This window comes from Psychromonas sp. SR45-3 (assembly GCF_014163575.1).
GTDB classification, from domain to species: domain Bacteria; phylum Pseudomonadota; class Gammaproteobacteria; order Enterobacterales; family Psychromonadaceae; genus Psychromonas; species Psychromonas arctica.
The window spans coordinates 1-14,895 of the sequence record NZ_JACJDP010000051.1 but is presented as its reverse complement, the minus strand read 5'-3'; the positions used below and the strand labels follow the sequence as shown (position 1 = coordinate 14,895).

Sequence of the window (14,895 nt, the reverse complement as noted above, 5' to 3'; positions counted from 1 at the left end):
GTAACTAGTAACAAACTTATCAAAAAACGGCTAGGTATTAAACGTTTAACCACCACTAACGAGTAAGTAGTGGTAGTAATAAAATAGGTTGTTGTTAAACTTCAGCAAATAAAAAATACACCCGATTTAAGCGAGCACCCGTAATTATGTTTGAAAAACTCTTTTCAATTGATTTAACAAGCAGTCCTTTTTTTCAAGCACTAATCAATAGCAATAGTGTATTAACTATTCTACTTATTCTCGTATTAATGGGCAGTAAAGTTTATATCTTAAAATTACTGCAGCAAAAAGGAAAATCTAATAAACGCTTAAAAATGAATATTGTAAATAATGCGATTACGATATTTATTTTTATTGGCATCTTTAATATTTGGGCAGCTGAATTTCATGAATTTGCTATTTCAATTGCCGCTTTTGTGGTTGCGATTGTGATTGCAACGAGAGAGTTTATTCAATGCTTTATTGGCTTTTTATATATTGTATCAAGCCGACCTTTTCGTATCGGAGACTGGATACAAGTAGGCGATAGTTATGGTGAAGTGCATTCCATTGATTGGGCTAAATTAACCTTATTAGAAGTCAATATTGATGCCTATGAGTACACCGGAAAAACCTTGTATGTACCTAATAGCAAATTAATTACATCATCCATTAAAAACTTAAACTTTCTAAAACGCTATGCCATGCATCACTTTACAATCACACGTGATGGCAGTGTTAATCCCTTTATTTTTTTAGAAGAGTTATATGAAAAAGCACATAGTTACTGCTCAGATTTTAACGATGTAGCAATACGCTACAACCAATTAATTGAAAATCGTTTAGATGTTCACATCGCAGGCCCTGAGCCGCATATACAGGTAGCCACGTCAGACATTGGAGATACCCAACTATTATTTACTATTTTCTGTCCCACTGACCGTGCGCTAGAAATCGAACAAAGCTTGACCGCTGACTTTATGAAATTATGGTTTGAGCAACAACAATTAATGCAAAATAAGAAATAAACCCGTTTTTGTAGCGGCATAAAATTCATCGCACCAATAAAAAAGGAGGGTTTATGGTAGTAGAACTATTACCCGATTACATTGAAAAAATTAATAATAGCTTTGAATCAGAGCAGGATATTAGCGAATTAGTTGCAGAAATTGAGCAACAGCTTTCCGATGAACAAATTGCAGTTTTATTAGAGTCATTTCCGGTTAAGCTAAGGATCAGCTTATGGAAAACGTTAACTGACGAAACACAGCAAAATGTGTTTATCGTGATGAAACATGAATCGAGGGAGTTACTACTTGGTACTCTGGAAGATGAAGACTGCTTTCCTCTATTAACAAAGTTGGATGCGGTAGATCTTTTAGAGTTATCTGAAAGTCTAAATGACCGTTTTGTTGATTATGCTGTGACTAACATGACAGCAAAGCAACGCAGCTTATATAAAAAGTCCTGTGATTACTCACTCGATGAAGTGGGTCATTGGCAAAACTTTACTGAGATTCAAATACCACAGCAGTTGAAGCTATCAACGGTAAAAAAAGTATGCAGTAAAAATTTACCAGCTTTTACTGATGTTATTTATATTGTGGATGAGAACGCGGCATTAATTGGTGAGATTGCGTTAAATGCAGTCTTTAAAGCCAATACCGATGAAGAGTTTCACGCTTTAATTAATACCGATGTAGAATTTGTTAGTAGTAATGATGACATCGCTGATGCTTCTGAGATGTTGATTGACTCAGATAAGTCTGCATTACCAGTCATTGATGAGAACCGGTGCTTAACTGGACGCTTAGATTTACCAACCGCGTATCGTTATAAAGAACAAATTATCGAAGCGCAATTAATTCAATCTGCCGGTTTAGTGGAAGAGGAAGATTTATTCGGTAATGTATGGCAAAGCTCCAAAAACCGGGCGGTATGGTTAGGTATTAACTTAGTAACGGCTTTCTTAGCCTCTTGGTTTATTGGTTTATTTGAAGCCACCATTCAACAAGTGGTTGCCTTGGCAGTATTAATGCCAGTAGTTGCTTCAATGGGGGGGATCTCAGGTAGCCAAACCATTACCTTGATCATACGTGGTTTAGCACTTGGACAAATTAACGATGCCAACAAAAAAGATATTATCACTAAAGAACTTAAAGTGGGTGCTATTAACGGAGTGTTATGGGCGATTGTGATTGGTGCGATCACCTTTGTTTGGTTTGATAACCCACTGCTCTCACTGACTATCTTTATTTCTATCTTAGGTAATATTTTAATCGCCTCTTTATCGGGCGTTTGGGTCCCTTGGATTTTAAGTAAATTTAATATCGACCCTGCTTTATCAGGCTCCGTGGTATTAACCACTGTGACCGATATTTTTGGGTTTATTGTGTTCTTAGGGCTTGGCAGTTTGTTACTACTATAGCTAAAGCCTAAGCATCTCTTTTAACCGAGACCTTAACCAGTGACAGCGGTTAGTGTCTCGGATTTTTATCCCGCTCATCATCAAAACCTTAAGCAGACTGTTTATGACCAAACTGTTTATTAGCAAACTGTTTATTACCAGGCTATTTATTACCAGGCTCTTACGTCAATCTTCTCACGGTATGCGCAACGCATAAATAAAATCAATCACCTTAATTGCAGGCTTACTTTCTGATATTAGGAAATAATTTTAAGGCTTGTTCAATCATCTCTCTTTTTTGATTATTAGCTAAATAATTAGCATAAATATCACGGCTGAAGACAGGTGCATTTTCCACTAAAAAGAGTTGGTTATCAGATAAATACTTAAAGGTTATTTGACGAGGTAAATAAGCAGCACCACCCACTTCTAAAATAAAATTCAATGCAATCTTAGGTTGACTCATAAAGTGCTTTGCTTCTGGAGCATCTTGAAATTCGCGTAAGTATTGGGCAGTGATAGACTCGCCATAATCCACCATAATAAAATCATTCAGGGGCGTTGAGTTACGAGCATGTTCAGGATCTGTTGTCACTAAGTGTAAGGGGACAGTGGCCACTTTTTCAGAAATAATTTCTCCCACAAAAGTCGGCTCAAATAGGAAACCGATATCGATAATACGATTTAATAAACTTTTGCGTAATTCCGGCGCACTATAGGTGCTGGTTAACAAGCTAACATCTTCAATATTAAGATGGATTTTTTGCAGCCAATTTTGCAAAACTATATCCCATATTGTACTTTTTGCGCCGACCACTAACTGCATTGAGTGTTGTGCGGTGATCCCTACATCTTGCTTAGTTTTTTGCCACATAAAAATTAACTCGTTGGCATGTTTAATTAAACGATGCCCTTCCGGCGTTAATTTTAAATGCTTTTTGCTACGGTCAAAAAGCAAAACCCCCAAGTCATCTTCCAATAATTTAATACGAGCACTCACTGCCGATTGAGTAATAAACAAGTTTTCTGATGCAATACGAAAATGTAAAGAGCGACTGACTTCTAGAAATGTTTTTAATAACTCTATTTTCATACACTTACCCACTAATCAAAATTTTTAATCAAAGACCCGAAAACAATTAATTTTATTATATAGCGTTTTGTTTATACACTCTACGAACTTAATCTGAGTCCGAATTTAAAGCCACTTTTTAACAGTGAATTTGTTGGTTTGCATATGTAACCCAACCTTGTTTAAACAATTCTAATACTCAGTATCAACATGCTAACCATCTAATGCATTAATGGCATTAAATACAGGAATAACACTTATGAAAATTGCAATTTTATCTAGAAACCCAAAATTATATTCTACTCGTCGCTTAAAAGAAGCTGGCGAAGCGCAAGGCCATGAAGTGGATATTATCGATACATTACATTGTTATATGGATATCACCAGTAGCCGCCCTACTGTTCGTTATCACGGTAAAGAACTACCTCATTATGATGCGATTATTCCGCGTATTGGTGCTTCTGTTACATTTTACGGTACTGCTGTTGCACGCCAATTCGAAATGATGGGCACCTATAATGTCAATGAATCAGTAGCAATAAGTCGCTCACGTGACAAATTACGTTCAATGCAATTATTGTCTAGAAAAGGCATTGGTATGCCACGTACTGGTTTTGCTAACAAACCAGATAACATCAAAGATTTAATTAAAAATGTAGGTGGCGCTCCGGTTGTTATTAAATTGCTTGAAGGTACGCAAGGCATTGGCGTGGTACTAGCTGATACCGCTAAAGCAGCAGAAAGCATTATCGAAGCATTCATGGGTCTTCAAGCTAATATTTTGGTACAAGAGTTCATCAAAGAAGCTGGTGGTGCTGATATTCGTTGTTTAGTCATTGGCGGTAAAGTGGTTGCAGCAATGAAGCGCCAAGGTGCAGAAGGCGAGTTCCGCTCTAACTTACACCGTGGTGGTTCTGCTGTCGTGGTAAAACTAACCAAAGAAGAGCGTGAGACAGCGATTAATGCGGCAAAAATCATGGGCTTAAATTTCTGTGGTGTTGATTTATTACGCTCAGAAAGTGGCCCAATGGTAATGGAAGTAAACTCATCACCAGGCTTAGAAGGTATTGAGAAAGCGACTGGGAAAAACATCGCTGGCATGGTCTTCGATTTTATTGAAAAGAAACCAAAAGCGGTGACCAATAAAACGCGTGGTAAAGGATAGAGCATGAAAAAATTACGCATAGGCGATTTTGATATTTTACCAGGTACACAATGTAAAATTGAACTGCCGGTAGCGAAACTTTATACCGATGCAGATGTTTCATTACCTGTACAAATTATTCGTGGCGCAAAAGATGGTCCAACTATTTTTATTAGTGCTGCTGTACATGGCGATGAGTTAAATGGCATTGAAATCATTAGGCGCTTAATTAACAAACCTAATTTTAAAATTATTCGCGGTACCGTGATCGCGGTACCTATGGTTAATGTTTATGGTGTAGTAAATCAAAGTCGCTATATGCCGGATAGACGTGATTTAAATCGATGCTTCCCAGGGTCGTCAAAGGGATCCTTAGCTGCACGTGTAGCGCATATTTTTTTAACACAGATTGTAAAACATTGTGACTATGGCATTGATTTGCATACGGGAGCGATTCATCGTTCCAACTTACCGCAAATCCGTGGTGATATGACCGACCCAGAGACCAAAGAATTAGCACAAGTTTTTGCTGTGCCAGTTATTTTACACTCTAATGTGCTGGATGGTTCTTTACGCGAGTCTGCCGTCGAAAATGGTACCAAAGTACTATTGTATGAAGCAGGCGAAGCATTACGTTTTGATGACTTCTCTATTCATGCTGGTATCAAAGGGATAGAGAATGTATTACGCCACCTTAAGATGATGCGTAAAACAACCTCTAAGCGTAAATTAAATGAACCCTATATTGCTAATAGCAGTGGTTGGTTACGCGCTAACGCCAGTGGCGTTGTAAAGCACTTAGTAGAACTTGGAGACCGAGTAACTGCAGGCGATAAACTCGCAGAGATTGGTAGCCCTTATGGTGAGATTTTAGGTGTTGTTAAAGCCATTCGCTCTGGTATTTTGATCGGCCAACAAAATATACCGTTGGTACAAGAAGGTGAAGCAATGTTCCATATTGCATATTTTAAAGAAGATGATGAAGCGGTGCAGGAACACATTGAGTCAGTACAAGATTTTCTGCGTCCTGAAGATGATATGAATACCCATAGTGCAGTAAGAGCGTAATAAGAGGTCGATAACATGGTATCAAAAGAAAAAACAATTATTGGTCGTTTAGAGTCAATTGCATTACCTGAATTAGGCATTGATGATATGCAGGTACGGGTCGATACTGGCGCGAAAACATCGTCACTGCATGTAGATAATATTGTTAAATATATGCAAAACGGTAAACCTTGGGTGAAATTTGATATTCACCCAGATATTCATAACGTAGAGAAATTAATTTCATGTAAAGCAGTGATCAGTGATATTCGTAAAATAAAATCATCAAATGGCACTGCAGAACAACGTTATGTTATCGAGACGCCAATGACATTAGGCAAAGAAACTTGGCCAATAGAAATTACCTTAACAGATCGTACTGATATGAACTATCTAATGCTTTTTGGGCGTGAAGCAATTGGTAAACGCTTATTAGTTGACCCTTCTAAGGTGTTCTTAGCTACAACAAAAAGCTAATTTCAATATTAAATTAAGTGGGTTTTGTGTCAATATTTGATGCAAAGCCTCCTTCCCTCACTAGCGCTTACTGAAAATGCAAAACTGGTCCTGTTAAACAAGCTTGATTACGGATAATCTATTTAAGCTCGGGACAATAGAAACATCTCCTCCATCTCAACTAGCAGTTAGGCTTTCAGCTCATCCCGCAGCTAGCTTCATTAGTTATTTTAAACTAACACAGTTAAAGGGATATTTATGATAGAGCAACGCTTACATTTAATGATTATCTGTGAAGATGAATATTTTTTTAATTGGATAGCATCGACAATTAAAGTCTCAGATATGATGATCAACGCAATAACGCGAGTGAACATAGACAAGCTATCCGAGATCTGCATATTACCCAGTTGCGACCAACTACTCATTATACAAGAGACACTTTATTTACAAAACGTCAAAAAAATTAATAGTAATTACGCTTCGATGGGACATGAGTTTCCATTATTGTTGGTAACAGATAGCTATGCTGATAATAATGATCGCAAAGATGCATTCACGATCATTGATACGATTGTCAAAGAGAGTTTATCTATTTACTCGTTACGGCACGCTATTCGATCTTTATTAAAAGACTACAAATTAACTAAACGATTACAACGCCTTGCTCATTATGATGCATTAACTGGGGCAGCCAATCGCTATTTATTTGATGACCGCATGAATGAAACGCTCAAAAAGTCGAAGCGTAATAAAGAATCGTTTTCCTTGTTATACTTTGATCTTAATGGTTTTAAAGTGGTTAATGATACCTATGGGCATCAAGTTGGAGATTTATTTCTTAAGCATTTTGTCATGCGACTTAACCAAGTAAAAAGAGAAACAGATACCTTAGCCAGATTAGGGGGAGACGAGTTTTGTATGCTGCTACCTAATACTAATGAAAAAAATCTAGCTAAGTTTATTGTCAGAATCATTGATTCTTTTTCAACGCCTTTTTTAGATTTCAATATTCAATTACCAATAAAATCAGCAATCGGCGGTGTCACGATCAGAGACCAAAATGAGAGTATGCTTAGCCCGCAAGAAATTGTGAAGATTGCAGATAAATGCGTTTACGAAGCCAAACAATCAAAAGAAACACATTCAGTGGTAAAAGTCATTTAATAGCCATTTTAATCAATATGGATCTATTTTAGCCGCTCCCGCCGGCATCTTTGCATGATTCATTTGCTAAAAAAGTAATCCTTTCCCCCCTTTAATTGACGTAAACAGGCTCTCTTTCTAATCAAAATCCAAATCATACGCTTACTATCAAGATAAATGTAAGCGCTAATGCCATGGATATAAAGTCACTTGATGGTCGCTTATGCAGCTGACTATTTTTTACAATTTTGACGAAACTGCTTATGACCTTTTTTAGTTTGTGCTTGGATTTTATTTAAAATTGCTTTGATTTCAGTTTCGTCTTTTGTTGCATTTAATGCTTTAAATAAGCTATTTAACTGCTTTATTTCTATTGCGTACTTTTTCTTTTGATTATGTTGCTTTTGATTATCTTGCTCAATGCTCATGCCTTGCATATTCGACATAGCAGACATGTCCATCTTGCCATGCTCCATCTCTTTCATTTCACTTTTGTCTGAATCAACATGCTGCATTTTAGTGATCATAACAGGTGTATATTGGCTCGCCCTGTCGCTTAGCATTAATAGCTCATTCAAGTGCTTTTGCATTTTTTTAGCGTCATCAGCTTTAAACCCTTTTACATAAGCTCTCAGTTCACTCTTCATGTACTTCATTGTGTCACCAAGCTCAGTATCTTTGATTTCACAATGCTCTGCATGTGCAAAGGCTTTGCTCATTGGCAATGAGAATAATAATGTACCAGCCAATATGAATGTTAATTTGGTTTTTTTAATTGTCATTTTTATAGCCATCGTTGTTATTTATAAAGAAGATAAAGTCATGTAAGCCTACTGTTTTAGTTTATTTTATTGTTAATTAAAGCAATAAAATAAACAGGTAAGCAAAAGGCTCACAATAGAGTCATTGTTTATTTCATGACTTTTTTGATGTCATGATAGTTTATTGTTGTGATGGGAAGTGTAATTGTTTACGCATACTTATTTTTTTCCATTGGAAATAAACCGCAGGTAAAATCAATAGCGTTAAAATAATTGCACTGACCATTCCGCCAATCATCGGTGTTGCAATACGTTGCATCACTTCAGAGCCAGTGCCATCACCGTACATAATAGGCACTAAACCGATAACCACCGTTGCTACCGTCATCATCACTGGCCGTACACGTAGTCCAGCCCCTTCCATCACTGCGTCTTTTAAATCCACAATAGAAAACTGCTCAAGACGTTGCAACTTCTTAGCCGCCAGCGATTGATTTAAATACAACAACATGATCACACCTATCTCAATGGAAACGCCCGCTAATGCAATAAAACCAACACCAACCGCAATCGAGAAGTTAAACCCAAGTATGAACATTAACCAAATACCGCCCATTAGTGCAAAAGGTAAGGTGGAGAGGATTAGCAATACTTCACCTACGCGTCTAAAGGCCAAATAAAGTAAAATAATAATGATTAAGATAGTAATAGGGATCACCTTCGCTAACCGAGCATTGGCTTTTTCCATATATTCATATTGACCAGACCAAAGTAATGAATAACCTGCAGGTAAATTAATCTGCTCATTCACAATATCACGGGCTTCATTAACATAAGATCCTAAATCGCGATCTTCAATATCTACAAAGATCCAACCATTTAAACGTGCATTTTCTGTTTTTATCATCGGCGCACCCGACTCAATATAAACATTCGCCACATCATTTAAGCTAATGGTCATTTTTGAAGGAGTAATAATAGGTAATGATTTGAGTGCAGAAACAGAATCTCGATAATCATTTGGGTAACGTAAATTAACAGGGTAACGCTCTAATCCTTCAATCGTTTCAGTGATATTTTGACCACCAATCGCCACGGCCACTAACTGTTGAATTTCTGCAATATTAAGCCCATAACGTCCGGCTTTTTCACGGTCAATATCCACTTTCACATAGCGCCCACCGGTAACACGTTCGGCATACACAGAAGCTGTTCCGGGTACCGTTTTTAAGATCTGTTCAACTTGTTTACCTATCTTTTCAATTTCTGCTAAATCACCGCCCGCTATTTTAATACCAATCGGCGTTTTAATGCCCGTAGCTAACATATCGATACGTGTTTTAATCGGCATCACCCAAGCATTCGTTAACCCTGGAAACTGAATTAAACTATCGAGCTCCTGTTTTAACTTATCTTTAGTCATGCCCGCTCGCCATTCGCTTTTAGGCTTAAATTGAATCGTCGTTTCTATCATGGTTAACGGCGCAGGATCGGTCGCTGTTTCTGCTCGACCAATTTTCCCCCATACCGTTTTAACTTCTGGTACGGTTTTAATTAACTTATTGGTTTGTTGTAGTATTTGACGCGCTTTGCCCACCGATACACCTGGGTAAGTGGTTGGCATATACATTAAATCGCCTTCATCTAACGGCGGTATAAATTCACTACCAATTTTATTCACGGGGTAGAAACCCACGACTAATAAACATAAAGCAAAAATTATCAATGTTTTTGGAAAGCGTAAGCTAAAGGTTAAAAAAGGTTTATAAATAGCCACCACGAAACGATTTAAAGGGTTTTTCTGTTCAGGTAAGACTTTACCGCGAATGAAGTACCCCATTAAGACGGGAATCAAAGTAATCGCTAAACCAGCCGATGCCGCCATCGCATAGGTTTTAGTAAAAGCTAACGGTGAAAACATCTTGCCTGATTGTCCTTCTAACGCAAAAACAGGTAAGAAGCTAAAAGTAATGATTAATAATGAAAAGAACAAAGCTGGTCCAACTTCCGTGGCTGCTTTTGCAATAACTTGCCAACGGTTGTCATCAGTTAGTGGTGTTTTTTCCATGTGCTTATGTACATTTTCAATCATCACTATCGCACCATCAACCATCGCTCCGATCGCAATCGCAATACCGCCTAAAGACATGAGATTGGCGTTAATACCTTGCCACGACATAATAATAAACGCGACAAAAATACCCACAGGTAAACTCAGTAAAACCACCAGCGATGAACGAAAGTGAAATAAGAAAGCAGCACAAACTAACACCACCACAATAAACTCTTCTAGCAACTTATCGTAAAGGTTTTCTACTGCTGAATTAATCAGTTCAGAACGGTCATAAGTTGGGACGATCTCAACCCCTTCTGGTAAACCATTTTGTAACTCATTCAATTTATCTTTAACTGCTTCAATTACCCCTTGGGCATTTTCTCCAAAGCGCATCACCACCACACCACTGACCACTTCACCTTCACCATTTAGCTCAGTAATACCACGGCGCATTTGCGGTCCTAAACGAATTTCAGCAACATCGCCTAATAACAAAGGAGTGCCTTGGTCATTAACACGTAAAGGGATATTTTTAAGGTCATCAATAGAAGAAATATAACCCGAAGTACGTACCATGTATTCGGCTTCAGCCATCTCTATTACACTTGCGCCAGATTCTTGATTGGCACTTTTAATAGCATTACTAATAGTCGTTAGCGATAAGTTGTAAGCACGTAGTTTATTAGGGTCAACACGGACTTGATACTGTTTCACCATACCGCCGACCGTTGCCACTTCAGACACACCCGCGACGGTTTGCAGTTCAAATTTTAAGAACCAATCTTGTAAACTACGTAATTCACTTAAATCGTGTTGCCCGGTTTTATCAACTAGCGCATAACTAAATATCCAACCAACTCCCGTTGCATCTGGCCCTAACGCTGAGCGGGCTTGCGATGGCAAATTTGGTGCAACTTGTGACAAATATTCAAGCACGCGCGAACGTGCCCAATAAATGTCAGTGTCATCATCAAAAATAATATAAACATAAGAGTCACCAAAGAATGAATACCCTCGCACAGTCACGGCACCAGGCACACTTAACATGGCAGTGGTTAATGGGTAAGTAACTTGATCTTCAACTACTTGTGGTACTTGACCTGGGTAAGTCGTTTTAATGATCACTTGTACATCGGATAAATCAGGCAAGGCATCAATCGGTGTTTTTTGTAATGAAAACACCCCGTAAGCGACAATCACCGCAGTCATCAACAGCACCATAATGCGGTTTTTTATCGACCAATTAATAACGTGAGCAATCATAATGTCATCACCCTTTCGTTAGAAGGTAAAGGAGTAGTGAGTAACGCACCGACATCTAATGAATCCAAATTATCTGTATTATTTAGTCCCACTTTATTTTCACTGTTAGGCTGCGAGTGGTTGCTCATCGCATCTTTATTTTGATTTTGGCTCTGATCATGCTCAGTGCTTTTTTGTTGCTCTAACATACGCTCAAAATCAGCACTAATGCTAGATTCACTATCCAATAAAAATTGTGCGGAAGTAACAACTTTCTGCCCAGCTTCTAGGCCAGATATAACTTCAATAGTTTGTTGGTTTTCAAGCCCCACTTTTACTAATACCGATCTGAATTTACCGTCTCCCATCGCTAATACAACACGATTCATATTACCTGCATAGATAACCGCTTCACGTGGAATTTGTAGGCGCTCTCCATCCATCTTAGGGCTGATAACCACCGAGGAAAACATATTAGGCTTAAGCTCTTCGTTAGGGTTATCAAACTCTAATCGAACACGAAGCGTGCGATTGCTTTGACTCATTTCAGGGTAGATAAAATTCACTTTCCCTAACCATTGTTTACCCGGAAAATAATCTAAGGTCATGGTTGCCGTATCCCCTAATTTAATTAAAGAGACTTGCGCGGCAAAGACTTCTACATCGACCCAAACAGTATCTAAATTAACCGCCGTGATCACTGTGGTAGAAGGTGAGATAAACGCACCTTCATTCACTTTTAAGTCAGTAACGGTGCCTTTTTTAGGCGCGTAGACATCAATCCGTTGCTTGACTTTTCTGTACTTGATCAACTGATTGATTTGCTCAGAACTCACACCTAGCACCGCTAAGCGTGTTTTTGAAGAGGCCACTAATGCACTACGATTAAGCTGCACAGCATTCAATAGCGACTCCTGTGCTTTTACCAATTCCGGAGAATAAAGCGCATACAGTTTTTGGCCTTTTTTTACTTCAATACCGACAGATTTTACATAGAGTTCTTCTATCCACCCTGAAACACGACTATTGATTTGCCATAAGGCATCCTCATTAGCTTGCACACTGCCTAGACTTTTAATATTTAAATGGAACTCACCTTTGACTACGCGAGCGGTGCGTACGCCAAGGTTATTTTCAACAGCAGAAGAGATCATCACAGTACCTTCTTCGCTATTACTATCCGCTTCTTCATACACAGGAACTAAATCCATTCCCATTGGCGATTGCCCAGGTTTATCACGACGGTAATTTGCATCCATTGGTGCAACCCAGTATTTGATTTTAGGTTCCGCTTTTTGCTGTTCTTCATAAACAGGGACCAAATCCATCCCCATTGGTGACTTACCGGGTTTATCTCGACGATAGTTCGCATCCATCGGTGCAACCCAGTATTTAATTTTAGGCTCCGCTTTTTGCTGCTCTTCATAAACAGGGACTAAATCCATCCCCATTGGTGACTTACCGGGTTTATCTCGACGATAGTTCGCATCCATCGGTGCAACCCAATACTTGATTTCAGGTTCATTTGTTGATGCTTCAACTGTCATATTTGCACTGAACCATCCACTTTGGTGAGTAAAAAATCCAATGCCGATGCCAGCAATTAATACCACAACCAGTAATAATAAATAACGCATAATGTATTCCTTAAAGTGCCTGAAAATAACGAATTTTAGAAAGACTTTTCAGGCCATCAAAATAGAGTTGTTGATATTCGATAGAGAGATTCAATTCATCCATATAAGCTTGAATAACCTCAGTAAAAGGACGAGTATTTGATTGGTAACTTTGTACGTATGCTCGAGAACGTGACTTGGCTTGCTTTAACAAACTGTTTTTATAACGTAGCTGACGTGAAAGCAGTTGCTGATAATTAACAATCTCAGCTTGAAGCTGTGCATTGAGTTGACGAATTAAAAGGCGATGTTCAGCTTGCTTTTGGCCTTTATTGTGTAGCGCTGCAATCATTTGCTGATCTTGGCGTTGATCAGTAAAGATTGGCAAGTCCATAGAAACAAAACCACTCAGTAAATCAGGCCGAGCCTTACCATTATCAAATTTCGACAAACGGTGTCCATAACCTAATTCAACTTTAAAGCTGGGTTTATAACTCTGCTTTGCTAAATCAACATCACTGCCTGCTACGAAAATATTTTGTTTTAAAGCCAATACTTTAGGGTGCTTAGCTAATAACTCATAATGCTCTATATGATGAGTTTCACTACCTTTAATATAAGTTAAAGTATCTGCCCAAACAGGAATAGTGGCTGACAATTTATCGTAGGCTAACGGCCCTATCCATTCGCTTAATAAACTACGGTATGTCAAAGACTGCTGGGATAATTTAGCTAACTTTTCATCGAATAATCCAAGCTCAATATCTGCATTAATAAGGTCTTCATTTTCAATAAGCCCTAATGAATATTGTGATGCTAAGTCTTTATTAAGGCTGTTAAATAGCTTTTTATTTTGACTCACAAGCTGCTTCGATTTTTCAATGAATAAGATGTTAAACCATAAGTCTCGTACCGTTTTTTTCACTAATAAACGTCGGTCTGCTCCTTGAAAAACAACCGTTTCTGACTGTAATTGAAAACCTTGTTTCGTGATCGCTAATGAATCACCACGACTGAACTGCTGAGAGATACCCAGCGTTAATTGAGTCATGGCCTCATTATTTAGTGAAAAGCTATCGGTAGGTAAATTGGCGACACCTAGTTTGATCATAGGGTCAGCAAGGGTTGCACTATTGTTGCCCTTGGCAATTAAAGCCCCTTGTTGCGATTGATATATTTTTTGTCCAGGATCTTCTTTTAATGCAATCTGCAGAGCATCTTGTAGTGTCAGCGCGGAGACTTGCAATGTGATCACTGTGCATAACAGCGCAAATAAGTTACGGATTCTCATCTATTTTCCTTTATCCAGTTAATGGATAACTAATTAAGTTTTAAAATAAGGGTCACGTCATCTCAAAAAATAGAGAGATCACGGCTCAAAAAATTAACTTAATAAAGGAGGACGATAGAGGCTTTTAGGGTGAGCATGGAGAGGGGATAGATTTAAAACAGGGTAATTAAACGGGCTATGAGCAAACGATAAAATCACAGTACTTTCAATGAAATGCGTAACAGAAACAACGTTCATTAAGTCACAATTATCATTACAGTCCTGCATATTTATCAACATGTTCGAACAATCCACTGTGTTCATCATCAGCATATTACAATGTTTCACTGCTTGCGTATCACTTTCAAAAACCGGCACAGAAGCCATCACTTTTTGCATAAAAGTAACTTGTATAGTGATCATTAAAAGTAATGTGATGAATTTTTTCATTAACTAAGCATTAATATTCATGAGTGAATTGATAAAAGCGCAATGATAGCCGCATAAGTTATTAATATTAAGGTCTCCCCTTAGGGAAAGGTCAAACAAAAAATCCGCAATTTGATGAAAAAATAATGTAACTACTCAGCACTCATTAAAACTGAGTGCTTTTTACCAAAATAAAAACGTAAATGCTCAGGGCTAAGCTATTTATGCTTAGTTCAAGGCGAAAAAGCGCAGTTTAGTGGTTTAAATGAG

General features: G+C 38.0%; 12 protein-coding genes. 6 read left to right on the top strand and 6 right to left on the bottom strand.

Annotation, left to right across the window (positions count from 1 at the left end; translation table 11 throughout):
- The first annotated feature begins 146 nt into the window (after positions 1–146).
- Together H5084_RS17755 and H5084_RS17750 are read left to right on the top strand one after the other, a co-directional pair.
- A complete protein-coding gene (locus H5084_RS17755; protein ID WP_051369068.1) occupies positions 147–1,007 on the top strand; it encodes a mechanosensitive ion channel family protein in 861 nt (286 codons plus the stop codon).
- A 53-nt stretch (positions 1,008–1,060) separates the two neighbouring features.
- Positions 1,061–2,407 (top strand): magnesium transporter, encoded by a 1,347-nt coding sequence (locus tag H5084_RS17750; protein WP_028868203.1) that lies wholly within the window; start codon positions 1,061–1,063, stop codon positions 2,405–2,407.
- Positions 2,408–2,630: 223 nt separating this feature from the next.
- On the opposite strand, the gene H5084_RS17745 is transcribed toward H5084_RS17750, so the two are convergent.
- Positions 2,631–3,479 (bottom strand): LysR family transcriptional regulator, encoded by an 849-nt coding sequence (locus H5084_RS17745; protein WP_028868202.1) that lies wholly within the window; start codon positions 3,477–3,479, stop codon positions 2,631–2,633.
- A 238-nt stretch (positions 3,480–3,717) separates the two neighbouring features.
- Between H5084_RS17745 and rimK the strand changes: the two genes are divergently transcribed.
- The 4 genes from rimK (at position 3,718) to H5084_RS17725 (ending at position 7,272) form a co-directional block, all read left to right on the top strand.
- A complete protein-coding gene (gene rimK, locus H5084_RS17740) occupies positions 3,718–4,623 on the top strand; it encodes a 30S ribosomal protein S6--L-glutamate ligase (RefSeq protein WP_028868201.1) in 906 nt (301 codons plus the stop codon).
- A 3-nt stretch (positions 4,624–4,626) separates the two neighbouring features.
- Positions 4,627–5,670 (top strand): succinylglutamate desuccinylase/aspartoacylase family protein, encoded by a 1,044-nt coding sequence (locus H5084_RS17735; RefSeq protein WP_028868200.1) that lies wholly within the window; start codon positions 4,627–4,629, stop codon positions 5,668–5,670.
- A 15-nt stretch (positions 5,671–5,685) separates the two neighbouring features.
- The gene (locus H5084_RS17730) at positions 5,686–6,126 is read left to right on the top strand and encodes an ATP-dependent zinc protease (RefSeq protein ID WP_182691978.1); all 441 of its coding nucleotides are present in this window, start codon (positions 5,686–5,688) and stop codon (positions 6,124–6,126) included.
- Positions 6,127–6,363: 237 nt separating this feature from the next.
- Positions 6,364–7,272: a GGDEF domain-containing protein gene (locus H5084_RS17725; protein ID WP_182691976.1), complete on the top strand. Its 909-nt coding sequence runs from the start codon at positions 6,364–6,366 to the stop codon at positions 7,270–7,272.
- A 212-nt stretch (positions 7,273–7,484) separates the two neighbouring features.
- Here the strand turns inward: H5084_RS17725 and H5084_RS17720 are convergent, their stop codons facing one another.
- The 5 genes from H5084_RS17720 to H5084_RS17700 all read right to left on the bottom strand — a co-directional run bounded on the left by H5084_RS17720 (position 7,485) and on the right by H5084_RS17700 (position 14,646).
- Positions 7,485–8,033 (bottom strand): hypothetical protein, encoded by a 549-nt coding sequence (locus H5084_RS17720; RefSeq protein ID WP_182691975.1) that lies wholly within the window; start codon positions 8,031–8,033, stop codon positions 7,485–7,487.
- A gap of 160 nt (positions 8,034–8,193) precedes the next feature.
- Positions 8,194–11,331 carry an efflux RND transporter permease subunit gene (locus H5084_RS17715; protein ID WP_182691973.1) on the bottom strand — a complete coding sequence of 1,046 codons (3,138 nt, stop codon included), beginning with the start codon at positions 11,329–11,331 and terminating at the stop codon, positions 8,194–8,196.
- Positions 11,328–12,947, bottom strand: coding sequence for an efflux RND transporter periplasmic adaptor subunit (locus tag H5084_RS17710; RefSeq protein ID WP_409077644.1), 1,620 nt, complete (start codon positions 12,945–12,947; stop codon positions 11,328–11,330). Before H5084_RS17710 ends, H5084_RS17715 begins: the two co-directional genes overlap by 4 nt.
- Positions 12,948–12,957: 10 nt before the next feature.
- Positions 12,958–14,217, bottom strand: coding sequence for a TolC family protein (locus H5084_RS17705; RefSeq protein WP_182691971.1), 1,260 nt, complete (start codon positions 14,215–14,217; stop codon positions 12,958–12,960).
- A 93-nt stretch (positions 14,218–14,310) separates the two neighbouring features.
- Positions 14,311–14,646 (bottom strand): hypothetical protein, encoded by a 336-nt coding sequence (locus H5084_RS17700; RefSeq protein ID WP_182691969.1) that lies wholly within the window; start codon positions 14,644–14,646, stop codon positions 14,311–14,313.
- Positions 14,647–14,895 lie beyond the last annotated feature (249 nt).

Bases quoted from the DNA above. Each gene is read 5' to 3' on its own strand.
- H5084_RS17755 (WP_051369068.1), top strand. From the start codon at position 147: ATGTTTGAAAAACTCTTTTCAATTGATTTAACAAGCAGTCCTTTTTTT.
- H5084_RS17750 (WP_028868203.1), top strand. From the start codon at position 1,061: ATGGTAGTAGAACTATTACCCGATTACATTGAAAAAATTAATAATAGC.
- H5084_RS17745 (WP_028868202.1), bottom strand. From the start codon at position 3,479: ATGAAAATAGAGTTATTAAAAACATTTCTAGAAGTCAGTCGCTCTTTA.
- rimK (WP_028868201.1), top strand. From the start codon at position 3,718: ATGAAAATTGCAATTTTATCTAGAAACCCAAAATTATATTCTACTCGT.
- H5084_RS17735 (WP_028868200.1), top strand. From the start codon at position 4,627: ATGAAAAAATTACGCATAGGCGATTTTGATATTTTACCAGGTACACAA.
- H5084_RS17730 (WP_182691978.1), top strand. From the start codon at position 5,686: ATGGTATCAAAAGAAAAAACAATTATTGGTCGTTTAGAGTCAATTGCA.
- H5084_RS17725 (WP_182691976.1), top strand. From the start codon at position 6,364: ATGATAGAGCAACGCTTACATTTAATGATTATCTGTGAAGATGAATAT.
- H5084_RS17720 (WP_182691975.1), bottom strand. From the start codon at position 8,033: ATGACAATTAAAAAAACCAAATTAACATTCATATTGGCTGGTACATTA.
- H5084_RS17715 (WP_182691973.1), bottom strand. From the start codon at position 11,331: ATGATTGCTCACGTTATTAATTGGTCGATAAAAAACCGCATTATGGTG.
- H5084_RS17710 (WP_409077644.1), bottom strand. From the start codon at position 12,947: ATGCGTTATTTATTATTACTGGTTGTGGTATTAATTGCTGGCATCGGC.
- H5084_RS17705 (WP_182691971.1), bottom strand. From the start codon at position 14,217: ATGAGAATCCGTAACTTATTTGCGCTGTTATGCACAGTGATCACATTG.
- H5084_RS17700 (WP_182691969.1), bottom strand. From the start codon at position 14,646: ATGAAAAAATTCATCACATTACTTTTAATGATCACTATACAAGTTACT.